Origin of the sequence: Streptomyces sp. NPDC091972 (genome assembly GCF_044756385.1) — a bacterium.
Classification (GTDB): domain Bacteria; phylum Actinomycetota; class Actinomycetes; order Streptomycetales; family Streptomycetaceae; genus Streptomyces.
Map to the genome: position 1 here is coordinate 522,156 of NZ_JBIVSV010000002.1, position 23,059 is coordinate 545,214.

Below are 23,059 nucleotides of genomic sequence, written 5' to 3' on the forward strand. Positions count from 1 at the left end.
GATTCCACAAGGAGGTGGAGCGGCGATGGCGAGCATCAAGGACGTCGCTGCCGAGGCGGGGGTCTCCGTCGCCACGGTGTCGCGTGTCCTGAACGACCATCCGTCGGTCAGCGCGGACGCACGCACCCGCGTGCTGGCCGCCGTCGAGGCCCTGGGCTACCGCCCGAACGCCGTCGCCCGCTCCCTGCGCACCGACCAGACCCACACCCTCGGCCTGGTCATCAGCGACGTGCTGAACCCCTACTTCACCGAGCTGGCCCGCTCCGTCGAGGAGGAGGCCCGCGCGCTCGGCTACAGCGTGATCATCGGGAACGCCGACGAACGGCCGGACCTCCAGGACCATCACGTCCGCACCCTGCTCGACCGGCGGATCGACGGCCTCCTGGTCTCCCCCACCGACGGCGGCTCCCCGCTGATGCTGGACGCCGTGCGCGCGGGGACCCCGATGGTGTTCGTGGACCGGTGGATCCCGGGCGTGGCCGTGCCGGTGGTCCGGGCCGACGGACGGGCCGCCGTGCGCGACCTCGTGGCCCATCTGCACCGCCTCGGCCACCGCAGGCTCGCCATCATCGCCGGGCCCGCCGCCACCACGACCGGCCAGGAGCGCGTGGCGGCCTTCCGGGAGGCCCTGGAGGCGCACGGCCTGGAGCTGCCCGACGCCTACATAGGGCAGGGCGACTTCCAGGCCGAGAGCGGACGGCGGGTCACCGAGGGCTTCCTCGACCTCCCGGAGCCGCCCGAGGTCGTCTTCGCCGCCGACAACCTGATGGCGCTCGGCGCCCTGGACGCCGTACGCGCGCGTGGGCTGCGCGTGCCCGAGGACCTGGCCCTGGCCGCGTTCGACGACATCCCGTGGTTCGTGCACACCGATCCGCCGGTCACCGCGATCGCCCAGCCCACCGGCGACCTGGGACGGGCCGCCGTGCGCGCGCTCGTCGACCGCATCGAGGGGCGGCCGCCCGCGTCGGTCACCCTCCCCGCCCGTCTGGTCGTCCGCCGCTCCTGCGGCGAGAACCCCAACCCTGTGCAAAGGAGCACGTCGTGAGCAACGAGGACGAGTTGCTGCGCATCGAGGGCATACGGAAGTCCTTCCCCGGCGTGGTCGCGCTCGACGGCGTCGACTTCGACCTGCGCCGGGGCGAGGTGCACGTACTGCTCGGCGAGAACGGCGCCGGCAAGAGCACGCTGATCAAGATGCTCTCGGGCGCCTACCACCCCGACGAGGGCCGCGTCCTGGTGGACGGCGAGGAGGTGCACATCCGCGGGGCGCAGGACGCCGAGCGGCTCGGCATCGCCACCATCTACCAGGAGTTCAACCTCGTCCCCGACCTCACGGTCGCCGAGAACATCTTCCTGGGCCGCCAGCCGCGCCGCCTCGGGATGATCGACCGGAAGCGGATGGAGGCCGACGCCGAGGTGCTGCTCCAGCGCGTCGGGGTCAATGTGTCGCCCCGCGCGCGCGTGCGTGAACTCGGCATCGCCCGGCTCCAGATGGTCGAGATCGCCAAGGCGCTCAGCCTGGACGCGCGTGTGCTGATCATGGACGAGCCGACCGCCGTGCTCACCTCCGAGGAGGTCGACAAGCTCTTCGCGATCGTGCGCAGGCTGCGCGAGGACGGCGTCGGGATCGTCTTCATCACCCACCACCTGGAGGAGATCGCCGCCCTGGGCGACCGGGTCACGGTCATCCGGGACGGGAAGTCCGTCGGCCAGGTGCCCGCCACCACGCCCGAGGACGAACTCGTGCGTCTGATGGTGGGGCGGTCGATCGAGCAGCAGTACCCGCGGGAGCGCGGGGACACCGGTCCGGCCCTGCTGAAGGTCGAGGGCCTCACCCGTGACGGCGTCTTCCACGACGTCAGCTTCGAGGTGCACGCCGGTGAGGTCGTCGGCATCGCCGGGCTGGTCGGCGCGGGCCGTACCGAGGTCGTGCGGGCCGTGTTCGGCGCGGACCCGTACGACAGGGGGGCCGTGCACGTCGCCGGGACGGCCCTGCGGGGCCATGACGTGGGCGCCGCGATGGCGGCCGGGATCGGCCTGATCCCGGAGGACCGCAAGGGCCAGGGCCTGGTGCTCGACCAGTCGGTCGAGGAGAACCTCGGGCTGGTGACCATGCGCTCGGCGACCCGTGGCGGGCTCGTCGACCTCAAGGGCCAGCGGGAGGCCGCCGCGCGGATCGCCGAGCAGCTCGGGGTGCGGATGGCGGGCCTGCACCAGCACGTCCGCACGCTCTCCGGCGGCAACCAGCAGAAGGTCGTCATCGGCAAGTGGCTGCTCGCCGACACCAAGGTGCTGATCCTCGACGAGCCCACGCGCGGGATCGACGTCGGCGCCAAGGTCGAGATCTACCAGCTCATCAACGAGCTGACGTCTCAAGGGGCCGCCGTCCTCATGATCTCCAGCGATCTGCCCGAGGTGCTCGGCATGAGCGACCGGGTGCTGGTGATGGCCCAGGGCCGGATCGCCGGCGAACTCGACGCCGGCGAGGCCACGCAGGACTCCGTGATGGCCCTCGCCGTCAGCACGAACACCGTCAAGACCGACAAGGAGGCCCCCCGTGGCCACTGACACGCTCAGAAGCGGAGCGAGCGCGGGTGGCCTGCGCCGTCTCCTGCTCGACAACGGCGCGCTGACCGCGCTGATCGTCCTCGTCATCGCCATGTCGGCGCTGTCCGGCGACTTCCTGACCACCGACAACCTGCTCAACGTCGGCGTCCAGGCGGCCGTGACCGCCATCCTCGCCTTCGGTGTGACCTTCGTGATCGTCTCGGCGGGCATCGACCTGTCGGTCGGCTCGGTGGCGGCGCTGTCGGCCACCGTCCTCGCCTGGAGCGCCACCTCGCACGGGGTGCCGGTCTTCATAGCCGTCGTCCTCGCCGTGGTGACCGGCATCGCGGCCGGACTCGTCAACGGCTTCCTCATCGCGTACGGCAAGCTCCCGCCGTTCATCGCCACGCTGGCGATGCTCTCGGTGGCCCGCGGTCTGTCGCTGGTGATCTCCGAGGGCTCCCCGATCGCCTTCCCCGACTCCGTCTCGCACCTCGGTGACACGCTCGGCGGCTGGCTGCCGGTGCCCGTCCTCGTGATGGTCGTCATGGGGCTGGTCGCGGCCTTCGTGCTGGGCCGGACGTACATCGGCCGCTCCATGTACGCGATCGGCGGCAACGAGGAGGCGGCCCGCCTCTCCGGTCTCCGCGTGAAGAAGCAGAAGCTCGCCATCTACGCCTTCTCCGGTGTGTTCGCGGCCGTCGCGGGTGTCGTGCTCGCCGCGCGGCTGTCCTCGGCGCAGCCGCAGGCCGCCGACGGCTACGAGCTGGACGCGATCGCCGCGGTCGTCATCGGCGGCGCCTCGCTCGCGGGCGGCACCGGCAAGGCGTCCGGGACGCTGATCGGCGCGCTGATCCTCGCGGTGCTGCGCAACGGTCTCAACCTGCTGAACGTGTCCGCGTTCTGGCAGCAGGTCGTCATCGGTGTCGTCATCGCGCTGGCCGTGCTCCTGGACACCCTGCGCCGCAAGGCCGGGGCGACCCCGGTGGCCGCGGGCGCCGGCGGGCCGGGCGGCAAGCGGCGCCAGGCGGCGACGTACGGGCTCGCGGCCGTGGTCACCGTGGCGATCGTCGGCGCGACCTCGTTCCTGCACGACGACTCGTCCTCGACGGCGAACCCGAAGGTGGGCCTGTCGCTCTCCACGCTCAACAACCCCTTCTTCGTGCAGATCCGGGCCGGTGCCCAGGCCGAGGCGAAGAAGCTGGGGGTGGACCTGACCGTCACCGACGCCCAGAACGACGCCTCCCAGCAGGCCAACCAGCTCCAGAACTTCACCAGTTCGAACCTCGGCGCGATCATCGTCAATCCGGTGGACTCGGACGCGGCGAGCAACTCCGTGAAGGCCGCCGACAAGGCGAAGATCCCGGTCATCGCGGTCGACCGGGGCGTCAACAACGCCAGGACGGACGCCCTCGTGGCCTCCGACAACATCGCCGGCGGTGAGCTCGCCGCCAGGACCATCGGCGAGAAGCTCGGCGGCAGGGGCAAGATCGTGATCCTCCAGGGCCAGGCCGGCACGTCGGCGGCCCGTGAGCGCGCCGAGGGTTTCGCCAACGGCCTCAAGGCTTACCCGGGCATCCAGGTCGTCGCGCAGCAGCCCGCCGACTTCGACCGCACCAAGGGCCTCGACGTGATGTCGAACCTGCTCCAGGCGCACCCGGACGTCCAGGGCGTCATCGCCGCCAACGACGAGATGGCGCTCGGCGCGATCAAGGCGCTGGGCTCCAAGGCCGGCAAGTCGGTCTCGGTGGTCGGGTTCGACGGCACTCCGGACGGCCTGAACGCGGTCAAGGGCGGCACGTTGTACGCGTCCGTGGCACAGCAGCCCTCCCAACTCGGCAAAATCGCGGTGGACAACGCGCTGAAGGCCCTCGAGGGCAAGAAGGTCGAGGAGACCGTCAAGGTGCCGGTGAAGGTGGTCACGAAGGAGAACGTGGCCGGTTTCACGGGCTGACGACGACGTACGGGCGGGCGGTCGCTGCGACCGCCCGCCCCGCGTCACCGACTAGGGGAGTCATTCATGTACGACTACGACCTACTGGTCGTAGGGTCGGCCAACGCCGACCTGGTGATCGGCGTGGAGCGGCGGCCGGGGGCCGGCGAGACGGTGCTCGGTTCGGACCTGGCCGTGCACCCGGGGGGCAAGGGCGCCAACCAGGCGGTCGCGGCGGCCCGGCTGGGCGCGCGCACGGCGCTGCTGGCCCGGGTCGGCGACGACGGGCACGGCCGGCTGCTGCTCGACTCGCAGCGGGCGGCCGGGGTCGACACGGTGGGGGTGCTGGTGGGCGGGGCGCCGACGGGGGTCGCGCTGATCACCGTCGACCCGTCGGGCGACAACAGCATCGTGGTCTCGCCGGGTGCCAACGGGCGTCTGACGCCGGGGGACGTACGGGCCGCGGTCAGCCTCTTCCACGCCTCCCGGGTGGTGTCGGCCCAGCTGGAGATCCCGCTGGAGACGGTCGTGGAGGTGGTACGGAACCTGTCGCCGGACAGCCGGTTCGTGCTGAACCCGTCGCCGCCGCGGCCGCTGCCCACCGAGGTGCTCGCGGCCTGCGATCCCCTGATCGTCAACGAGCACGAGGCGAAGGTGATCCTCGGGGACGCCTGTGTCAGCGACGTGCCGGAGGACTGGGCGCGGCTGCTGCTCGCGAAGGGGCCGCGGTCGGTCGTGGTGACGCTGGGCGCCGGGGGATCGCTGGTGGCGTCCTCGGCGGGGGTGAGCCGGGTGGCGTCGGTGAAGGTGGACGCCGTGGACACGACGGGCGCCGGGGACGCCTTCACGGCGGCGCTGGCGTTCCGGCTGGGGGCCGGTGCCCCCCTGGTGGAGGCGGCCTCGTACGCGTCCCGGGTCGGGGCGGTCGCCGTGACCCGGAAGGGCGCGCAGGACTCGTTCCCCACCGCCGAGGAGGTCGGCGCGCTGTGAAGAGGGCCGGAATACTGAACCGCCACCTCTCCGGTGCGCTCGCCGAGCTGGGGCACGGGGACGGGGTGCTGGTGTGCGACGCCGGCATGCCGATCCCGGACGGGCCGCGCGTGGTCGACCTGGCCTTCCGGGCCGGGGTGCCGTCCTTCGCGGAGGTCCTCGACGGGCTGCTCGCCGAGCTGGTGGTGGAGGGGGGCACGGCGGCGCGGGAGGTGCGGGGCGCCAACCCGGCGGCCGCGGAGCTGCTGGACGCCCGCCTCCCCGAGCTGGCCCTGGTCTCCCACGAGGAGCTCAAGGAGCTGTCGGCGGGCGCGCGGCTGATCGTGCGCACCGGAGAGGCCCGGCCGTACGCGAACGTGCTGCTCAGATGCGGGGTGTTCTTCTGAGGGCGGAGCGCTCGCCGAACTCCGCGAAAAAAAGTCGGCAACCCGTACAACCCTCCCCCGACCTGGCGGGTCGTACTTGGCATCAGGACTCTTGGAGGGGGATCTGGGGGGATCGCGGGGGTTCTGATGGGGAGGGGAAACCCGAAGGGGCCCGGTCTGTGACCGGGCCCCTTCGAAATGCCCGGGGCCCGCTTCACAGGGTGTGGGCCACGAACCGTTCCGCCGTCTCCGCGAGGACCGCGTGGCCGTCGCGGGCCCACAGCGCGTCGTTGAACAGCTCCACCTCGATGGCGCCCGTGTACCCGGCCGCCTCGACGTACCGCTGCCACTGGCGCATGTCGATCGCGCCGTCGCCGATCTGCCCGCGTCCGTTCAGCACGCCCTCCGGCAGCGGGGTCGTCCAGTCCGCGAGCTGGAAGGTGTGGATACGGCCGCCGGCACCCGCGCGGGCGATCTGCGCGGGCGCGTTGTCGTCCCACCAGATGTGGTACGTGTCCACGGTGACGCCGACCTGGTGGGCGGGGAAGCGCTCCGCCAGGTCGAGCGCCTGGGTGAGCGTGGAGACCACGCAGCGGTCCGAGGCGTACATGGGGTGCAGCGGCTCGATGGCCAGCCTCACCCCGCGCTCCTCGGCGTACGGGCCCAGCACCGCCAGGGCGTCCGCGATGCGCTCACGGGCGCCGTGCAGGTCCTTCGAGCCCGCCGGGAGGCCGCCGGAGACCAGCACCAGGGTGTCGGTGCCCAGCGTCGCCGCCTCGTCGACCGCGCGCCGGTTGTCGTCCAGGGCGGCGGCCCGCTCGTCCGGGTCGATCGCCGTGAAGAAGCCGCCGCGGCACAGCGTGGTGACGGTCAGACCCGCGTCGCGGACCAGCTTGGCCGTCTCCTCGACGCCGTACGACCGGACGGGCTCGCGCCACAGGCCGACGTTGCCGACGCCCAGCTCACGGCAGGCGGCGACCAGTTCGGGCAGGGACAGCTGCTTGACCGTCATCTGGTTGACGGAGAAGCGGGACAGGTCGGTCACTGGGTCACCCCGTACAGGGACAGCAGGTTCTTCATGCGCTCCTCGGCCAGCTTCGGGTCCGGGAACAGGCCCAGTCCGTCGGCGAGTTCGTAGGCGCGCGCGAAGTGCGGCAGGGAGCGGGCCGACTGGAGGCCGCCGACCATCGTGAAGTGCGACTGGTGGCCGGCCAGCCAGGCGAGGAAGACCACGCCCGTCTTGTAGAAGCGGGTCGGCGCCTGGAAGAGGTGCCGGGACAACTCGACGGTGGGGTCGAGGAGTTCGCGGAAGCCCTTGGCGTCTCCGGTGTCCAGGACCCGGACCGCCTCGGCGGCGAGCGGGCCCAGCGGGTCGAAGATGCCGAGCAGGGCGTGGCTGAACCCCTGCTCGTCACCGGCGATCAGCTCGGGGTAGTTGAAGTCGTCGCCGGTGTAGCAGCGCACGCCCTGCGGGAGCCGGCGGCGGATGTCGATCTCGCGCCGTGCCTCCAGGAGCGAGACCTTGATGCCGTCGACCTTGTCGGGGTGGGCGGCGATGACGTCCAGGAAGGTGCCGGTGGCCGCGTCCAGGTCGGACGAGCCCCAGTAGCCCTCAAGCGCCGGGTCGAACATCGGGCCCAGCCAGTGCAGGATCACCGGCTCGCCGGCCTGGCGCAGGAGATGGCCGTAGACCTCCAGGTAGTCCTCGGGGCCCTGGGCGGCGGCCGCGAGCGCCCGGGAGGCCATCAGGATGGCCTGGGCGCCGGACTCCTCGACGAGGGCGAGCTGCTCCTCGTAGGCGGCCCGGACCTCCGCGAGGGTCGCCGGGCCGGTGAGCTGGTCGGTGCCGACGCCGCAGGCGATGAGCCCGCCGACCGACCTGGCCTCGGCGGCGCTGCGGCGGATCAGCTCGGCCGCGCCCGCCCAGTCCAGGCCCATCCCGCGCTGGGCGGTGTCCATCGCCTCGGCGACCCCGAGTCCGTGCGACCACAGGTGGCGGCGGAAGGCGAGGGTGGCGTCCCAGTCGACGGCGGCGGGCGAGTCGGGGGTGGTGTCGGCGAACGGGTCGGCGACGACGTGCGCGGCCGAGAAGACCGTACGGGAGGCGAGGGGCGTGCCGGGGGTGGCGGCGAAGGGCTCCTCGCGGGGCTCGTAAGCCCTCCAGCCGCCCTTGAAGTCGGGGAGTCGGATCGTCACAGCGCAATCTCCGGTACGTCGAGACGGCGGCCCTCGGCCGAGGACTTCAGGCCCAGTTCGGCGAGCTGGACACCGCGGGCGCCGGCGAGGAGGTCCCACTGGTAGGGGGCGTCGGCGTAGACGTGCTTGAGGAAGAGCTCCCACTGGGCCTTGAAGCCGTTGTCGAACTCGGCGTTGTCCGGGACCTCCTGCCACTGGTCGCGGAAGACCTCGGTGGCGGGGATGTCCGGGTTCCAGACCGGCTTCGGGGTGGCGGAGCGGTGCTGGACGCGGCAGTTGCGCAGGCCGGCGACCGCGGAGCCCTCCGTGCCGTCGACCTGGAACTCGACGAGTTCGTCGCGGTGGACGCGGACGGCCCAGGAGGAGTTGATCTGGGCGATCGCGCCGCCGTCGAGCTCGAAGATGCCGTAGGCGGCGTCGTCGGCGGTGGCGTCGTAGGGCTTGTCGTTCTCGTCCCAGCGCTGCGGGATGTGGGTGGCGGTGAGCGCCTGCACGGACTTCACGCGGCCGAAGAGCTCGTGGAGCACGTACTCCCAGTGCGGGAACATGTCGACAACGATGCCACCGCCGTCCTCGGCCCGGTAGTTCCAGCTCGGACGCTGGGCCTGCTGCCAGTCGCCCTCGAAGACCCAGTAGCCGAACTCGCCGCGGACGGAGAGGATCCGGCCGAAGAAGCCGCCGTCGATGAGGCGCTTGAGCTTGAGCAGGCCGGGGAGGAACAGCTTGTCCTGGACGACGCCGTGCTTGATGCCCTTCGCCTCGGCGAGCCGGGCCAGCTCCAGGGCGCCGTCGAGGCCGGTGGCGGTGGGCTTCTCGGTGTAGATGTGCTTGCCGGCGGCGATCGCCTTCTTGATGGCCTCCTCGCGGGCGGAGGTCACCTGGGCGTCGAAGTAGATCTCGACGGTCGGGTCGGCGAGGACCGCGTCCAGGTCGGTGGAGATGTTCGCCGGGTCCAGGCCGTGCTGCTCGGCGAGGGCCCTCAGCGCGTGCTCACGGCGGCCCACGAGGACCGGCTCGGGCCACAGCACGTCGCCGTCGCCGAGGTCGAGACCGCCCTGCTCGCGGATGGCGAGGATGGAGCGGACGAGGTGCTGGCGGTAGCCCATGCGCCCCGTCACACCGTTCATGGCGATACGCACCGTCTTGCGTGTCACGTCATTCCCTTCATAGGAGTCGTACGCGGTTGTGCGCGCCGCGCACGCCCTACTGATGAGCGTTACAGCAAGCGCTTTCTATCTAGGGAGAAGCTAGCCTCTGACCAGTGGTCCGGACAAGACCGCGAACGGGGCGAGTTGTTCGAGGGGGCGAACGGCGAGGGTCGGGGGGCTTAAGGTTCGGCTCGGAACCGGGCCGTGGGGGCCCGCGTGTACGACGGAGTACGACTGAGATGCGCCAGGGCGCCCGCGGCACACCGCGGCACACCGCGGCGCGCGACCGGAGGACGACGAGATGACGGTGACCCTGGCGGACGTGGCGGCCCGCGCCCAGGTCTCCCCCGCGACGGTGTCGCGCGTGCTGAACGGGAACTATCCCGTGGCCGCGTCCACCCGTGAACGGGTGCTGCGGGCCGTGGACGAGCTGGACTACGTGCTGAACGGTCCGGCGAGTTCGCTCGCCGCCGCCACCTCGGATCTCGTCGGGATCCTCGTGAACGACATCGCCGACCCCTTCTTCGGGATCATGGCCGGTGCGATCCAGTCCGAGATCGGGGGGCCCGGCGGGCGCGCGGGCGGCGAGCGGCTCGGGGTCGTCTGCAACACCGGGGGCTCGCCCGAGCGGGAGCTGACGTATCTCACCCTGCTCCAGCGGCAGCGGGCGGCGGCGGTGGTGCTGACGGGCGGGGCGACGGAGGCCGCGCCGCACAAGGCCGCGATGTCCGCCAAGCTGCGGAAGCTGGCGGACGCGGGGACGCGGATCGTGCTGTGCGGGCGGCCGCCGGCGCCGGAGACCGGCGCGTTCGCGCTGACCTTCGACAACCGGGGCGGCGGCCGCGAGCTCACCGAGCACCTCATCGGACTCGGGCACCGACGCCTCGGCTACATCGCGGGTCCCGAGGAGCGGACGACCACCCGGCACCGGCTGGAGGGACACCGGGCGGCGCTGGAGGCGCACGGGATCGAGGAGGACCCTCGCTGGACCGTGCACGGCCGCTACGACCGGCGGTCCGGGTACGAGGCCACGCTGGAGCTGCTGCGCCGGGACCCGTCCCTCACGGCCGTCGTCGCCGCGAACGACTCCGTCGCGCTGGGGGCGTGCGCGGCACTGCGGGACTCGGGGCTGCGGATCCCGGACGACGTCTCGGTCGCCGGGTTCGACGACCTCCCGTTCAGCATCGACGCGGTGCCCGCGCTGACGACGGTACGGCTGCCGCTGGCGGAGGCGGGGGCCCGGGCGGGCCGGATCGCGATGGGGCGGGAGGAGCCGCCGCCCGGGGGGATCGCGACGGTGCGGGGGGAGTTGATGGTGCGGGGGTCTTCTGGGGCGCCCCGGGGCTGAGGAGGCGTGGACAGGCGCGGGCCACTGGCCCGGCGCGCCCACGCGGCGGCCGGTCGCGCCCACGCGGCGGCGGCCGCAGACCGCCAGACGGACAAGCAGCGCAGCATCGTCGTCGCCCCGCAGCGCATGCCCACGGCCGCCCAGGCTCCGCGTTCTCAGGCGGGTGCCGGCATCCGTGTCCCCCCCCCGGGAGTCCCCTCGCCGCCTCCTCCGTCCGGCACCGGTGACACTCCACCACGGCCCGTGGGCGCTCCGGGCGGGCGTCCGCCGGAATCCGGTGCCTGAACCCGCGTAACCCCTTCCCGCGGCCGTCGGACGCCGTACGCTCCCCCCACCGATGAGTTCCGCCCCCCGCCTCGGTCTGTACTGCCGTCATCCACCCAAGGAACCGGAGTGATTCCCATGCGCATCGTGGTCAGTGAGTTCATCAGTCTGGACGGCGTCGTGCAGGCGCCCGGCGGGCCCCAGGAGGACACCGACGGCGGGTTCGCGCACGGCGGCTGGTCGCACCCGTACTTCGACGAGGAGGTGCTGGGCCCGGCGTTCACCGAGGGGATGGAGCGGGCCGAGGCGCTGCTGTACGGGCGACGGACGTATCTGACGATGGCGGGGGCCTGGCCGGAGCGCGCCGGGGACCCGTTCGCCGACCGGCTGAACTCCCTGAAGAAGTACGTCGTCACGGACACCCTCGGCGACTCCGATCTGACCTGGGCCAACACCGAGCGGATCCCGGGCTCGGAGGCCGTGGAGCGGATCCGTGCGCTGCGCGAGAGCGAGGGCGGTGAGCTGGCGATGATGGGCAGCCCCACCCTCGTCCGCACGCTGATCAGCGAGGGGCTCGTCGACGAGCTCCAGCTCATCGTGATGCCGGTGCTGCTCGGCGGCGGCAAGTCGATCTTCCCGGACGACGGCGCGAAGCGGCCCTTCGAGCTGGTGTCCACGGTCACCGGGAAGACCGGCGTGCAGCTGTGCGTCTACCGGCCCGCTACCGAGGGGTAGCCGCGGCGGGCGCGGACGTCCTACGCTCGGTCCATCGGTATCTCTGACTCAGTCAAGCATCCGGGGGTCGACCGATCATGACCGTCCAGGACATCCGCGCCTTCAACCGCTTCTACACGAACGTCATCGGCGCCCTCGACTACAGCCGCCGGCTCTACGCGCCGTACACCCTCACCGAGTCCCGCGTCCTGTACGAGCTCGCGCACTCGCCGCGCACCGACGCGGCCGACCTGCGCACCGAACTCTCCCTGGACGCCGGGTACTTGAGCCGCATCCTGAACAGGTTCGAGCAGGACGGACTGATCGAGCGCACGGTCTCGCGCCGCGATCCGCGCCGGCGCCGCGTCACCCTCACCCCGCGCGGCCGGGAGACCGCCGCCCTGCTCGCCGAGCGCGCCGACGAATCCGTGGGCGCGCTCCTCGCGACCGTCCCCTCCGCCGACCGCCCCCGGCTCTCCGAGGCGATGCACACCGTTCGCACGCTGCTGTCCGAGGGCCGTCCTCCCCGCCGCGAGGACGTCCTGCTGCGCGAGCCGGGCCCCGGTGACCTCGGCTGGATCGTCGCCCGCAACGCGTCCCTGTACGCCGCCGAGTACGGCTTCGACGCCGACTACGAGGCCCTGGTCGCACGGATCGTCGCCGACTTCGCGCAGGACCACGACCCGCATCTGGAGCGGGTGTGGATCGCCGAGCTGGACGGGCGCCCGGTGGGCTCCGTGATGTGCGTACGGGACGAAGCGCCCGCGACCGCCCGGCTGCGGCTGCTCCTCGTCGAGCCCGAGGCGCGCGGACTGGGCATCGGGGACCGGCTGGTGTCGGCCGTCGTCGACTTCGCGCGCGAGGTCGGCTACCGCGACCTGGTGCTGTGGACCAACGACGTCCTCGCCGCCGCCCGCCGCCTCTACCAGCGCCACGGTTTCGTCCTGGTCGCGGAGAAGCCCCACCGCTCCTTCGGCAAGGACCTGAACGGACAGGACTGGCGACTGGACCTGACCGGCACGGGTGAGTGAGGTGTGCGCGTCGGCCGGGCGACCGGACCGCGCCGCGCCCGCCCGGCTGGACCTCACCGACTCCAGCGGGTGAGAGTAGGGCGCATGAAACTGGCGTTCTCCACCCTCGGTGTCCCCGGCCTCCCCCTCACCGACGTGCTGCGGCTCGCGACCACGCACGGCTATCACGGCGTAGAACTGCGCGCGCATCCCGAGGAGCCGGTGCACCCCGGCATCGGACTCGGCGAACGGGCCGACGCGGTCGCCGAGTTCAAGGCGGCGGGCGTGGAGGTCCTCGGTCTCGCGGGGTACGCGCGCGTGGCCGCGCCGGGCGACGACGAGCCCGTGGTCGAGGAGATCCACCGCCTCCTGGACCTCGCCCGCGACCTGGGCGCCGGCTACGTGCGCGTGTTCCCCGGCGCCGCCTCCGGCCAGTCCCGCGAGGAGGCCGACGCCACGGCCGCCCGGCGGCTCGGCACGGCCGCGGAGTACGCCGGCGACCTCGACGTGCGCATCCTCCTCGAGACGCATGACTCGCACCGCACGGGCGCCGACGCGATCCGGGTCCTCGGCCCGGTCGGCCACCGCCAGGTAGGCGCGCTCTGGGACGTCATGCACACCTGGCTCGGCGGCGAGCAGCCCTCCGAGACGTACGCGGCCCTCGGCCCGCACCTCGGATACGTCCAGGTCAAGGACATCGCGTCGGCCGAGGACACCACCCCGGTGGCGCTCGGCGCCGGGGTCCTGCCGCTCGCGGAGTGCGTGGAGGTCCTCTCCCGGAACGGCTGGGACGGCTGGCTGTGCTGGGAGTACGAGAAGCGCTGGTACGAGGCGGCCGCGCCGCTGGAGGAGCTGCTGGGGACGGGCCGCGAGCACCTGGCCCGCCTCCTGAACGACTCCGCCTGACGGCGGGACAAATTCGATGGCGGGGGCGGCCGCGGCCGGATACCGTCCCCGGGTGCCTCAGCCCGCCCCCGCCCCGCTCCCCGTGTCATGAGCCTCAGCCGTACGTTCCTCGATGTACGGCCCCTGCGCACCTCGCCGGTCTTCCGGCGGCTGCTGTTCGGGCGCACGGTGTCCACGCTCGGCACCTTCATGACCATGGTGACCGTCATGTACCAGGTGTGGGACATGACCCACAGCACGGTCTGGAGCGGCGCGGTCGGTGTCGCGCAGGCGGTGCCGATGGTCGGGGTCAGCCTGTTCGCTGGGGCCTGGGTGGACCGGGCCGACCGGCGCCGGGTGTACCTCACCGGCACCGTCGGCTCGGCGGTCTGCTCCCTGCTGCTGGCCGTGCAGGGCTTCGCCGGGCACGCGCCCGTGCTGGTCGTCCTGCTGCTGGTGGCGGCGCAGACGTCGTTCGCCGCGCTCGGCGCGCCCGCCGCCGGGGTGTTCGTGCCGCGGCTGCTGCCCCGCGAGCAGGTGGCCGCCGGTCTCGCGCTCCAGCAGGTCACCGGTCAGGCGATGATGCTGGTCGGCCCGGCCGTCGCCGGGGTCGTGCTCGGCTGGTGGGGCATCGGCGTCTGCTACCTGCTGGACGCCCTGAGCTTCGCGATGTCCTTCTACGGCGCCTTCGGCCTGCCCGCGCTGCCGCCCGAGGGCGAGAAGTCGCGCCCCGGTCTGCACGGCGTCCTGGACGGGCTGCGTTTCCTGACCGGTCACCGGGTGGTGCGCGGTGCGCTGCTCACCGACCTCGCCGCCACCGTCCTGTCCATGCCGGTGAGCCTGTTCCCGCTGGTCAACGAAGAGCGCTTCGGCGGTGACCCGCGCACGCTCGGCCTGTTCCTGTCCGCGCTCGCCGTGGGCGGGGTCGCCGCGACGGTCCTGTCAGGGCCGGTCACCCGGCTGGCCCGGCCGGGCCCGGTGATGCTGTGCGCGTCGGCGGCCTGGGGGGCGTCCCTGGCGCTGTTCGGGCTGACCACCAGCGCCTGGGTGGGCCTGGGCGTGCTGGCGCTGGCCGGCGCGGCGGACGCCCTGGCCGTCCTCTCCCGTACGACCATCGTCCAGACCCGCACCCCGGACGCCCTGCTCGGCCGGGTGACGGCCGCGGAGACGATCGTCGGCCAGGCCGGCCCGCACCTCGGGAACCTGCGCGGCGGCCTGGTCGCGGGCTGGAGTTCGGGCGTCACGGCACTGATCACGGGCGGTCTCCTGTGCGTGGCGGCGGTGGGGTACGTCGGGGCGAGCACACCGCAGTTGCGGGAGGTGCCGGCTACGGGCGAGGGGTGATCGCCGCGCTCGGGTCGAGGCACCAGTCCAGTACGGCGGGCCAGGGGCCGTAGCCGGCGTCCAGGTCGAGGTGGGCGGCGCCGGGGAGGATGTCGGCGGGAATGCCGAGCGGCTCGCCGAAGGTCTCGCGGGCTCCCTCCGGACAGTAGGGGTCGTCATCGCCCGCGACCAGGCGGGTGGGTCCGGGAAGGGCGAACTCCAGGGCGGGCGGGGCGAAGGCGGCGACCTCCGGGTGGTGGACGAGCACGGAGGCGGAGGGCGGGGCGACCAGCAGCACGCGGTCGACGCCGTCGAGGCCGGGCAGGCCGCGGGCGACGGCGTGCAGCCAGAGCAGGGCGGAGGCGCTGTGGGCGAGGACCACTCGCTCTCCCGTGACGGGCAGTTCGGCGAGGTGGTGGGCGAGTTCGGTGAGCCACACGTCGAGGTCGGGGTCGTCCGGGTCGGGCAGCTGGGGGTAGGCCACGTGGTGTCCGAGGCCGGTGAGCCGGTCGGCGAGCCAGTGCTGCCAGTGGTTCTCGGGCCGGTGGTTCTGCCAGCCGTGGAGGATGAGGTAGGCCGTCATGCGGTCGATGGTTTCCGATCACCAGGACCCAGGTCCAGTTAATCTTTCCTGGTGGAACAGGTAAGCGATCCCTTCACGGTGGACCTGCGTCGGCTGACCGTCCTGCGTGAGCTCCGGCGCCGGGGCAGCCTCGCGAGGACGGCGGAGGCCCTGCACCTGACCCCGTCCGCCGTCTCGCAGCAGATCGCGGCACTGGCCCGCGAGGCGGGCGTACCGCTCACGGAGAAGGACGGCCGGGGCGTACGGCTGACCGGCCAGGCACGGGTGCTGCTGGCCCACGCCGACGTCATCGCGGCCCAACTGGAGCGGGCGCGGGCCGACTTGGAGGCGTACGGCGAGGGCGGCCGGGGGTCGGTGACGATCGGCTGTCTGGCGAGCGGCATCCTCGGCCTGCTGCCGGACGTGCTGAGCGCCCTGGCCGGGCGGCTGCCCCGGGTCCGGGTCGACGTGGTCGAGTCCGAGCCGCCGGACCTGTTCACGGCGTTGGACGCGGGCCAGGTCGACGTGGCCGTGGCGGTGCACTTCGCGGCGGCGCCCCCGCACACGGACGCCCGCTACCGCCGCACCGAGCTGTTCACCGACGTGATGGACATCGCCGTCCCGGCGGGACACCGCCTGGCCGGACGGGGTCGCGTACCGCTCCGCGAACTGGCCGGGGAGGCGTGGATCGTGGGGGACGCGCGCAGTTGCGTGGGCGCGGTGGCGCGCTCGGTGTGCGCGGCGGCCGGCTTCACCCCGGACATCCGTCACGCGGTCGACGACTGGAGCGCGCTGGCGGCCCTGGTCGAGGCGGGCCGCGGGGTGGCCCTGATCCCCCGCCTGGTCCGCCCGGCGTACGCCCACCGCGACCTGGCCCTCCTGACGACGGAGGACGGCCCGCCTCCGGCCCGGCACCTCTTCGCGGCGGTACGCACCGGCGCGGAGACGGATCCGGTACTGGCAACCGTCCTGGACCAACTACGCCTGTCGGGCCAGGAGTTGTGCGACGCGAAACAGCAGCGGACCTCATGAGCCGGGTGGCGTGACCGTCCAGTGGCTGCTGCGCAGGACCCGGTCCACCGCCACCACGTCGGGCCGGTCCGGGGGCGCGACCGCATACCCCCGCTCCTCCTCATCCCCGCCGGGGCAGGAACCCCGCCACCCGTTCCTCCAGCCGGTCGCGGCACCGGGGCCACTCCTCGGCTGTGACGGAGAAGATCGCCGAGTCCCGCAGCAGACCGTCCTCGCCGGGTGCCCAGGAGCGGGACCAGTTGCGCAGGACGCCCTCGAAGCGGGCTCCGACGCTCTGGATCGCGGCCCGCGAGCGGTCGTTGCGGGCGTCGGTCTTCAGGTCGACCCGAAGGACGCCCCACGTCTCGAAGGCGTGCCGGAAGAGCAGCAGCTTGGCCTCGGCGTTGATGCCGGTGCCCTGCGCCGAGGCCGCCAGCCAGGTGAACCCGATCTCGACGGCGTCCAGTTGGTCCTCCGAGCGCCAGCAGCGCGGCTCCCAGTACGCGGTGGCCCCCACCGCGCGCCCGGTCGCCACCGAGACCTGGGCATAGGGCACCAGCCGTCCCGTCGCCGCCCGCGCGAGCTGTGCGTCGACGTAGTCACCGACCTCGCCGGCCCTGGGCACCCAGGTGTACGCGTACGTCCCGCGGTTCTCCTCCGCCGCCACGGCCAGGTCCGCCGTGTGCCCGTGGTCCAGTGGCTCCAGGCGCACCAACCCGCCCGTCAGGACCGGCCCTTGCCATGCGAAACCCAACGCCCGTTCAACCCCCGATGCCGCCGCGCAGTGCGGCGAACGCCTCATGGAAACCGGGGAAAGTCTTCCGTACGCACCCGGGGTCGTCGAACGAGATACCCGGCACCCGCAGGCCGGTGACGGCGAAGGACATGACGACGCGGTGGTCGCCGTACGTTTTGATCTCCGTGCCGGCCGCGGCGGCCGTCCCCGGGTGGATCTCGATCCAGTCCGGGCCCGCGGCCACCCGCACCCCCAGCCGCCGCAGGTTCTCCGCGCACGCCTCCAGCCGGTCGCACTCCTTGACCCGCGTGTTGGCCACGTCCTCGATGCGGACCGGGGCGTCGGCGAAGGGGGCGATGGCCGCCAGGGTCGGCATGGTGTCCGAGATGTCCCGCATGTTGACCGTCAGGCCGCGCAGTTCGCCGGTCCCCCGGACCGTGGTGGCGCCGGCGCCGACGGACACGTCCGCGCCCATCCGCCGCAGGACGTCCACGAAGCCGAGGTCGCCCTGGAGCGCGCCCGTGCCGAGGCCCGGGACCGTCACCTCGGCGCCCGGCGTGATCGCCGCCGCCGCGAAGAAGTAGCTCGCCGTGGACGCGTCCGGCTCGATCGCGTAGGTCGTGGCGCGGTAGCCGCCCGGCGGGACCACGAAGACGTCGTCCTCTCGCGTCACCTCCACCCCGAACGACCGCATCATCGCGAGGGTGATGTCGACATAGGGCGCCGACACCAGGTCGGTGACGCGGATGCGCAGGCCCCGGCGGGTCAGGGGGCCGAGGAGCAGGAGCGCGGTGAGGTACTGGGAGGACTGGCCCGCGTCCAGCACCACGTCCCCGCCCTCGACGCCCGCCGCCCGCACGGTCAGCGGATGATGCCCCTCCGCCTCGTCGTGCCGCAAATCCACGCCCAGGTCGCGCAGGGCACGCGACAGCGGCAGCAGGGGGCGCCTGCGCATCTGGGGAGAGGCGTCGAAGCGGTACGTGCCGTGGCCGGCCGCGGCGAGCGCGGGCAGGAAGCGTGCGGTCGTGGCGCCGTCACGGCAGTACACGTCCGCCTCCGCGGCCGCCGGTCCCTGCGGGCGGCCGTCCACCTGCCAGGCGTCCGGTGTACGGCCCACCCGGTAGCCGAGCCGTACCAGGCCCTCGGCGAAGCCCTCCGTGTCGTCCGAGCGCAGGGGGCGTACGAGGGTGGTCACGCCGTCGGCCGCGGCGGCCAGGAAGAGGGCGCGGGCGGTGATGGACTTGGAGCCGGGGAGGGTGAGGGAGCGCGGGGCGGGTGCATCGACGGGCATGCCCTCATGATCGCCGCCCGGCCGTCTCCGGGGCCGGCACGTCCACGGGGTGGACCCCGGTCAGGCGCGCCGCCCGGAGCGCGGCCCCCGCTTCCACCGGTCGTCGGGCAGCGGCGCCTTCCGGTCCGTCTGCACCTGGATCTCGTGGTACGAGTCGGCCGCCGTGCCGTGGAACGCCTCGTCGTGCGCGGCCAGCGCCCCGCGCAGGCCTCCGCCCGCGGTGCCCCGTCTGCGGACGTGACCGGCCAGGGCGGTGAAGAGGCCGAGTACGACGGCGAGCGCACCGAGCACGATCAGGAGCGGCACCACATGACCCATGCGGCAACCGTACGCGGCGAGTCGGCGGCTCATCCGTCCCGTTGGCCCCGCCGCCACCAACTTGCGGGAATCGGGCCGGAGCCGGGAACCCGGCCCCACCCCCGCTCGTCCAACCGGCAAGCTGCCGGAGAGTCACCGCGGTACGGCGTCGGCCTCGCTGCTGGCTGCGAACGCTGACCAACCCTCTCCTCCGTACTGCGGCCGGCAGCACGCCGTCATCGGCGCGCCCCCCTCCAACTGCGCCGATGGCGGCCCCTCCCTGGTTACTGTGCACTCCCTTGACTGGCAGAAACTTCCCGGATATTGGTGACCTCTCGGAAGTTTCCTTCAGCGGATCACCTCCGGAAGGAGCGCACGTGCCCTCCAGACGTACCGTCCTCACCGCCACAGCAGGCGTCGCCGCCGCACTCGCCGTCGGCGGGACCGCACACGCCGGTGACCAGAAGCTCCGCTCCCTCGTCTCCCGTATGACGCTCGAGGAGAAGGTCGGCCAGCTCTTCGTGATGCGGGTCTACGGCCACTCGGCCACCGCCCCCGACCAGGCCGACGTCGACGCCAACCTCAAGGAGATCGGCGTCCGTACGGCCGCCGAGATGATCGCCAGGTACCGGGTGGGCGGGATCATCTACTTCACCTGGGCGCACAACACCCGTGATCCGCACCAGATCGCCGACCTCTCCAACGGCATCCAGAAAGCGTCGCTGTCCCAGCCGCGCGGACTGCCGGTGCTCGTCTCGACCGACCAGGAGCACGGGATCGTGTGCCGGGTCGGCGAGCCCGCCACCCTGTTCCCCGGCGCCATGGCGATCGGCGCCGGGGGGTCCCGCAAGGACGCCCGCACCCTCGGCCGCATCGCCGGGCAGGAGCTCGGGGCCCTCGGCATCCGGCAGAACTACTCCCCCGTCGCCGACGTCAACGTCAACCCCGCCAACCCCGTCATCGGCGTCCGCTCCTTCGGCTCCGAGGCCGGCGCGGTCGCCGGGCTGGTGGCCGCCGAGGTGGCCGGCTACCAGGGCGCCGGGGTCGCCGCGACCGCCAAGCACTTCCCCGGGCATGGGGACACCGCGGTCGACAGCCACTACGGCTTCCCGGTCATCACCCACAGCCGGGAGCAGTGGGAGCAGTTGGACGCCGTGCCCTTCCGGGCCGCGATCCGCGCCGGCATCGACTCCATCATGACCGCGCACATCCAGTTCCCGGCCCTCGACGACTCGGGCGACCCGGCCACTCTCTCCCACCCGATCGTCACCGGCATCCTGCGCGGCGAACTCGGCTACGACGGGGTCGTGGTCACCGACTCCCTCGGCATGGAGGGCGTCCGCACCAAGTACGGCGACGACCGCGTCCCCGTCCTCGCCCTCAAGGCCGGTGTCGACCAGCTCCTCAACCCGCCCTCCCTGGACGTGGCGTGGAACGCGGTCCTGACGGCCGTACGGGACGGAGAGCTCACCGAGGCGCGCCTCGACGAGTCGATCCTGCGGATCCTGCGGCTCAAGGCCCGGCTGGGGCTGTTCGAGCAGCCGTACGTCAGCCACGGCGGCGTCACCCGGACCGTCGGCACCGCGGCCCATCTCGCCGCGGCCGACCGGATCGCCGAGCGCACGACGACCCTGCTGGTCAACGAGGAGCGGCTGCTGCCCCTGTCCCGGCGCACCCACCGCAGGCTGCTCGTCGTGGGCGCCGACCCCGCCTCCCCGTCCGGGACGACGGGGCCGCCCACCGGGGTCCTGGCCGCCGCCCTCACCGAACTGGGCTTCACGGCCACCGCCCTGTCGACCGGCACGGCCCCCACGGCGGCCGTCGTCGCCCGGGCCGTGGCGGCGGCACAGGACGCGGACGCGGTGATCGTGGGGACGTACAACCTCACGGCCGCGCAGCGGACGCTCGTCGAGCAGCTCATGGCGACCGGGAGGCCGGTGGTGGCGGTCGCGATCCGCAATCCCTACGACGTGGCCCAACTGCCCACCGTGCCGGCCTTCCTGGCGACCTACTCCTGGACCGACGTGGAACTGCGGGCGGCCGCGCGGGTGATCGCCGGGAAGGTGGCTCCGCGCGGGAGGCTGCCGGTGCCGGTGCAGCGGGCGGACGACCCGGCGAAGGTGCTGTACCCGGTCGGGTACGGGCTGTCGTACGGCCGATAGGGCGCGGGGCGTAGATCCCGTACGACGCGCAACTCGCACATCACCCCCGAAAGGCGCAAAGGACCCCACACGTCTGGCGTGGCCCCGTCGCGACGGTCACGCTGGACGGCGGGGACGGTCGGGGGGATGGCGATGCGCGAGAAGAGTTCCGCGGGGGTGGTGTGCGTCCTGGCGGCGCTGCTCGGCGCCCTGCTGACGGGGTGTACGCAGTCGGCGGCCGGCGGGGAGGGCGACGCGGGGTCCGCCACGCAGGTCGCCGTCTCGCCGTCCGCGCGCCCCGCCTCCGGTTTCGGCGCGGTGTTCCTCGGGGTCGACGAGTGCAGTTCCTTCGGCAAGGCCACCTTCACCGAGGTGCCCTGCGCCGGCGAGCGGGCGGCGGCACGGGTCGTGGCCCGGCACGACGGCACCACGGCCGACGGGCCGCCGTGCCCGGCGACCACCGACTTCGTGCTGCACATCAGTGCGCAGAGCCAGGTCTCCGACGAGGACGGCGACGGGGCGGTGCCCCAGGGGTACGCCTGCATGCGCAACCTGCAACCGCCGCACCCGGGCGACCCCGGCGGCGGGGGCGGGCCGCGGACCATCGTCGGCGACTGCGTGTACGGCGCGGGCAGCGGACAGGTCAGGGAGACCGCCTGCGACGGCAAGGGCGCGAAGAAGCCGCAGTACAAGGTGGTGAAGGCGGTCGACGCGCGCGGCCGGTGCCCGCTGTCGACCGCCCTGTACGTCCAGCTCGGCGGCCCCCGACCGGTGGGCTGCGCCCGGCCGTTGTGATCGACGGCCGGGCGCGGCGAGCGGACTACGGACGCAGGGCGGGCTCGCGCTCCACGTCCCGGACGTCCAGCTTCCGGTCGAACTTCGCGAGCGGCTTGGCCTCGGACACGGCCGTGGCGGACACACCCGCCCAGGCGAGGATCCTGGCCGTGGCGAACGCCTTCTGGTCGGCGACCAGACCGGCGACGTTCGCCCCGTGGTTCATGCCGGGCGCGGTGAACACGTACGCGTCCTTCGCCCCCTTGTCGACGCGGAAGCGCTCCGCGCCCCACGGGTCGTTCTGGCCGTAGACGTACAGCATGTGGTGGGCGTTGTGGCGCACCCAGGTGTCCACGTCCCGCATGGCGTACGGCTGGAACTTCGTCGGGATGCTGCGCGGGACGAAGTTGCGCGGCGGCTGGTAGCCGTAGCGGATGTACTTCTTCTCGATGTGCGGGAACTCGATCGTCGGCGCGCCGAGCTGGGTGGCCGCCTGGTAGTAGTACGGCGTGTACGTCTCCAGGCCCTGGTCGGCGTAGGCGGAGAACCCGGAGATGGTGTCGACGGAGTTCCAGATCTGGTCGTCGGTCGCGGTCTTCGCGTCCGGCGGGATCAGCGTGTCGTCACCGCAGTTGGCCAGCAGGTTGTACTGCCAGAAGCCCCAGACGTAGTCGAGTACGACGGCCTCGTACGCCTTGTCCAGGCTGCCGATGGTGGTGAAGGTGAGGCCCTCCGCCGCCGCGTAGTCGGCGTACTTCTTCTCCAGCGGCTCGCGCCGGACCAGGGCCTCGCGCTGCACCGCGTTCAGCCGGTCGCGGCACTCCTCGGTACCGACCTTCGCGAAGAAGCGGTCGTAGGCCGAGTCCTCGTTGTTCACCACGTCGTTGGGGGCGACGTAGGCGACGACGCCGTCCATGTCCCGCGGGTAGAAGCGCTCGTAGTACGTGGCGGTCATGCCGCCCTTGGAGCCACCGGTGGAGATCCAGTTCTTCGAGTAGATCTTCTTCAGCGCCTTGAAGATGCGGTGCTGGTCGCTGGCGGCCTGCCAGATGTCCAGCTTGCTCCAGTCGGCCGGGTCGGGCCTGGACGGCTTGAAGAAGCGGTACTCCATGGAGACCTGGTTGCCGTCCACGATCTGGGTCGGCTCACTGCGGCGAGGCGTGGTGGAGACGTTGTAGCCGCCGGTGAAGAAGACCGTCGGCCGGCTCACGTCCTTGTGCAGCACGGTGATGCGCTGCTGGAACGTGCCCTTGGACGGGTGCCGGTGGTCGACCGGCTGGGTGTAGTTGAGCACGAAGAAGCGGTAACCGGTGTACGGCTTCTCCTCGATCAGGCTCATCCCCGGGACGGCGAGGAGCTGATCCTTGATGTCGGTGGTGGCACCGGTGCCTTGGGCCTCCGGCTCGGCGGCGGTGGCCGCGCCTGCCGTGCCGACCGTGCTTATGAGCACGACCAGCGTGAGGAGCCATCTGAGCGCCTTGCGCATGCACCCTCCCCTGTGAGTACAGATGTGCGCCGGACGCT

21 protein-coding genes are annotated in these 23,059 nt (G+C 72.7%); 13 read left to right on the plus strand and 8 right to left on the minus strand.

The annotated features are described in order from the left end of the window. Positions 1 to 25: 25 nt before the first annotated feature. The 5 genes from ACIQJT_RS07595 (at position 26) to rbsD (ending at position 5,856) form a co-directional block, all read left to right on the plus strand. Positions 26 to 1,045 carry a LacI family DNA-binding transcriptional regulator gene (locus tag ACIQJT_RS07595; RefSeq protein WP_365450052.1) on the plus strand — a complete coding sequence of 340 codons (1,020 nt, stop codon included), beginning with the start codon at positions 26 to 28 and terminating at the stop codon, positions 1,043 to 1,045. Continuing rightward, a complete protein-coding gene (locus ACIQJT_RS07600; protein ID WP_365450050.1) occupies positions 1,042 to 2,568 on the plus strand; it encodes a sugar ABC transporter ATP-binding protein in 1,527 nt (508 codons plus the stop codon). Before ACIQJT_RS07595 ends, ACIQJT_RS07600 begins: the two co-directional genes overlap by 4 nt. Beyond that, the gene (locus ACIQJT_RS07605) at positions 2,558 to 4,501 is read left to right on the plus strand and encodes a substrate-binding domain-containing protein (protein ID WP_402640758.1); all 1,944 of its coding nucleotides are present in this window, start codon (positions 2,558 to 2,560) and stop codon (positions 4,499 to 4,501) included. The genes ACIQJT_RS07600 and ACIQJT_RS07605 overlap by 11 nt, the downstream gene beginning before the upstream one ends. A gap of 66 nt (positions 4,502 to 4,567) precedes the next feature. Further along, complete coding sequence (locus ACIQJT_RS07610) at positions 4,568 to 5,470, plus strand: ribokinase (RefSeq protein WP_402640761.1); 903 nt, start codon at positions 4,568 to 4,570, stop codon at positions 5,468 to 5,470. Then, positions 5,467 to 5,856 (plus strand): D-ribose pyranase, encoded by a 390-nt coding sequence (gene rbsD / locus ACIQJT_RS07615; protein WP_402640763.1) that lies wholly within the window; start codon positions 5,467 to 5,469, stop codon positions 5,854 to 5,856. Before ACIQJT_RS07610 ends, rbsD begins: the two co-directional genes overlap by 4 nt. Positions 5,857 to 6,049: 193 nt before the next feature. Here the strand turns inward: rbsD and ACIQJT_RS07620 are convergent, their stop codons facing one another. The 3 genes from ACIQJT_RS07620 to ACIQJT_RS07630 are packed head-to-tail and all read right to left on the minus strand — an operon-like array spanning position 6,050 to position 9,185. Next, positions 6,050 to 6,880, minus strand: coding sequence for a sugar phosphate isomerase/epimerase family protein (locus ACIQJT_RS07620; RefSeq protein WP_402640766.1), 831 nt, complete (start codon positions 6,878 to 6,880; stop codon positions 6,050 to 6,052). Beyond that, positions 6,877 to 8,031, minus strand: coding sequence for a dihydrodipicolinate synthase family protein (locus tag ACIQJT_RS07625; RefSeq protein WP_402640768.1), 1,155 nt, complete (start codon positions 8,029 to 8,031; stop codon positions 6,877 to 6,879). Before ACIQJT_RS07625 ends, ACIQJT_RS07620 begins: the two co-directional genes overlap by 4 nt. Continuing rightward, positions 8,028 to 9,185, minus strand: a complete 1,158-nt coding sequence (locus ACIQJT_RS07630) for a Gfo/Idh/MocA family protein (RefSeq protein WP_402640771.1) — start codon at positions 9,183 to 9,185, stop codon at positions 8,028 to 8,030. The genes ACIQJT_RS07625 and ACIQJT_RS07630 overlap by 4 nt, the downstream gene beginning before the upstream one ends. 295 nt (positions 9,186 to 9,480) lie before the next feature. On the opposite strand from ACIQJT_RS07630, the gene ACIQJT_RS07635 reads away from it, so the two are divergent. The 5 genes from ACIQJT_RS07635 (at position 9,481) to ACIQJT_RS07655 (ending at position 14,744) form a co-directional block, all read left to right on the plus strand. Continuing rightward, positions 9,481 to 10,527, plus strand: a complete 1,047-nt coding sequence (locus ACIQJT_RS07635; protein ID WP_365450036.1) for a LacI family DNA-binding transcriptional regulator — start codon at positions 9,481 to 9,483, stop codon at positions 10,525 to 10,527. Positions 10,528 to 10,929: 402 nt separating this feature from the next. Beyond that, positions 10,930 to 11,526 carry a dihydrofolate reductase family protein gene (locus tag ACIQJT_RS07640; RefSeq protein ID WP_365450660.1) on the plus strand — a complete coding sequence of 199 codons (597 nt, stop codon included), beginning with the start codon at positions 10,930 to 10,932 and terminating at the stop codon, positions 11,524 to 11,526. Positions 11,527 to 11,603: 77 nt separating this feature from the next. Further along, positions 11,604 to 12,536, plus strand: coding sequence for a GNAT family N-acetyltransferase (locus tag ACIQJT_RS07645; RefSeq protein ID WP_402640774.1), 933 nt, complete (start codon positions 11,604 to 11,606; stop codon positions 12,534 to 12,536). An 84-nt stretch (positions 12,537 to 12,620) separates the two neighbouring features. Then, the gene (locus tag ACIQJT_RS07650) at positions 12,621 to 13,421 is read left to right on the plus strand and encodes a sugar phosphate isomerase/epimerase family protein (RefSeq protein WP_365450030.1); all 801 of its coding nucleotides are present in this window, start codon (positions 12,621 to 12,623) and stop codon (positions 13,419 to 13,421) included. Between the two features lie 87 nt (positions 13,422 to 13,508). After that, the gene (locus tag ACIQJT_RS07655; protein ID WP_402640777.1) at positions 13,509 to 14,744 is read left to right on the plus strand and encodes an MFS transporter; all 1,236 of its coding nucleotides are present in this window, start codon (positions 13,509 to 13,511) and stop codon (positions 14,742 to 14,744) included. Here ACIQJT_RS07655 and ACIQJT_RS07660 read toward each other — a convergent pair. Further along, complete coding sequence (locus ACIQJT_RS07660; protein WP_402640780.1) at positions 14,728 to 15,306, minus strand: RBBP9/YdeN family alpha/beta hydrolase; 579 nt, start codon at positions 15,304 to 15,306, stop codon at positions 14,728 to 14,730. The genes ACIQJT_RS07655 and ACIQJT_RS07660 overlap by 17 nt on opposite strands. A 51-nt stretch (positions 15,307 to 15,357) precedes the next feature. On the opposite strand from ACIQJT_RS07660, the gene ACIQJT_RS07665 reads away from it, so the two are divergent. Continuing rightward, entirely contained in the window at positions 15,358 to 16,317 is a 960-nt protein-coding gene (locus ACIQJT_RS07665) for a LysR family transcriptional regulator (RefSeq protein WP_365450024.1), read from the plus strand. 100 nt (positions 16,318 to 16,417) lie between these two features. On the opposite strand, the gene ACIQJT_RS07670 is transcribed toward ACIQJT_RS07665, so the two are convergent. From ACIQJT_RS07670 to ACIQJT_RS07680, 3 genes are read right to left on the minus strand one after another with little or no spacing between them, the layout of a single operon-like run. Beyond that, the gene (locus ACIQJT_RS07670; protein WP_402640784.1) at positions 16,418 to 17,098 is read right to left on the minus strand and encodes a GNAT family N-acetyltransferase; all 681 of its coding nucleotides are present in this window, start codon (positions 17,096 to 17,098) and stop codon (positions 16,418 to 16,420) included. Further along, positions 17,058 to 18,323, minus strand: a complete 1,266-nt coding sequence (aroA, locus tag ACIQJT_RS07675) for a 3-phosphoshikimate 1-carboxyvinyltransferase (protein WP_365450020.1) — start codon at positions 18,321 to 18,323, stop codon at positions 17,058 to 17,060. Before aroA ends, ACIQJT_RS07670 begins: the two co-directional genes overlap by 41 nt. Before the next feature lie 60 nt (positions 18,324 to 18,383). Then, positions 18,384 to 18,641, minus strand: a complete 258-nt coding sequence (locus ACIQJT_RS07680; protein WP_365450018.1) for a hypothetical protein — start codon at positions 18,639 to 18,641, stop codon at positions 18,384 to 18,386. A 356-nt stretch (positions 18,642 to 18,997) separates the two neighbouring features. Between ACIQJT_RS07680 and ACIQJT_RS07685 the strand changes: the two genes are divergently transcribed. Both ACIQJT_RS07685 and ACIQJT_RS07690 read left to right on the plus strand, forming a co-directional pair. Beyond that, a complete protein-coding gene (locus tag ACIQJT_RS07685) occupies positions 18,998 to 20,782 on the plus strand; it encodes a glycoside hydrolase family 3 protein (protein ID WP_402640787.1) in 1,785 nt (594 codons plus the stop codon). 132 nt (positions 20,783 to 20,914) lie between these two features. Further along, positions 20,915 to 21,556, plus strand: coding sequence for a hypothetical protein (locus ACIQJT_RS07690; RefSeq protein WP_402640789.1), 642 nt, complete (start codon positions 20,915 to 20,917; stop codon positions 21,554 to 21,556). A 25-nt stretch (positions 21,557 to 21,581) separates the two neighbouring features. On the opposite strand, the gene ACIQJT_RS07695 is transcribed toward ACIQJT_RS07690, so the two are convergent. After that, positions 21,582 to 23,021, minus strand: a complete 1,440-nt coding sequence (locus ACIQJT_RS07695; protein ID WP_402640792.1) for a S28 family serine protease — start codon at positions 23,019 to 23,021, stop codon at positions 21,582 to 21,584. Positions 23,022 to 23,059 lie beyond the last annotated feature (38 nt).

What these genes read in the sequence shown, in the direction of transcription:
- ACIQJT_RS07595 (WP_365450052.1), top strand. Translation starts at nt 26, where the DNA reads ATGGCGAGCATCAAGGACGTCGCTGCCGAGGCGGGGGTCTCCGTCGCC.
- ACIQJT_RS07610 (WP_402640761.1), top strand. Translation starts at nt 4,568, where the DNA reads ATGTACGACTACGACCTACTGGTCGTAGGGTCGGCCAACGCCGACCTG.
- ACIQJT_RS07635 (WP_365450036.1), top strand. Translation starts at nt 9,481, where the DNA reads ATGACGGTGACCCTGGCGGACGTGGCGGCCCGCGCCCAGGTCTCCCCC.
- ACIQJT_RS07640 (WP_365450660.1), top strand. Translation starts at nt 10,930, where the DNA reads ATGCGCATCGTGGTCAGTGAGTTCATCAGTCTGGACGGCGTCGTGCAG.
- ACIQJT_RS07645 (WP_402640774.1), top strand. Translation starts at nt 11,604, where the DNA reads ATGACCGTCCAGGACATCCGCGCCTTCAACCGCTTCTACACGAACGTC.
- ACIQJT_RS07650 (WP_365450030.1), top strand. Translation starts at nt 12,621, where the DNA reads ATGAAACTGGCGTTCTCCACCCTCGGTGTCCCCGGCCTCCCCCTCACC.
- ACIQJT_RS07655 (WP_402640777.1), top strand. Translation starts at nt 13,509, where the DNA reads ATGAGCCTCAGCCGTACGTTCCTCGATGTACGGCCCCTGCGCACCTCG.
- ACIQJT_RS07660 (WP_402640780.1), bottom strand. Translation starts at nt 15,306, where the DNA reads ATGACGGCCTACCTCATCCTCCACGGCTGGCAGAACCACCGGCCCGAG.
- ACIQJT_RS07670 (WP_402640784.1), bottom strand. Translation starts at nt 17,098, where the DNA reads ATGAGGCGTTCGCCGCACTGCGCGGCGGCATCGGGGGTTGAACGGGCG.
- aroA (WP_365450020.1), bottom strand. Translation starts at nt 18,323, where the DNA reads ATGCCCGTCGATGCACCCGCCCCGCGCTCCCTCACCCTCCCCGGCTCC.
- ACIQJT_RS07680 (WP_365450018.1), bottom strand. Translation starts at nt 18,641, where the DNA reads ATGGGTCATGTGGTGCCGCTCCTGATCGTGCTCGGTGCGCTCGCCGTC.
- ACIQJT_RS07690 (WP_402640789.1), top strand. Translation starts at nt 20,915, where the DNA reads ATGCGCGAGAAGAGTTCCGCGGGGGTGGTGTGCGTCCTGGCGGCGCTG.
- ACIQJT_RS07695 (WP_402640792.1), bottom strand. Translation starts at nt 23,021, where the DNA reads ATGCGCAAGGCGCTCAGATGGCTCCTCACGCTGGTCGTGCTCATAAGC.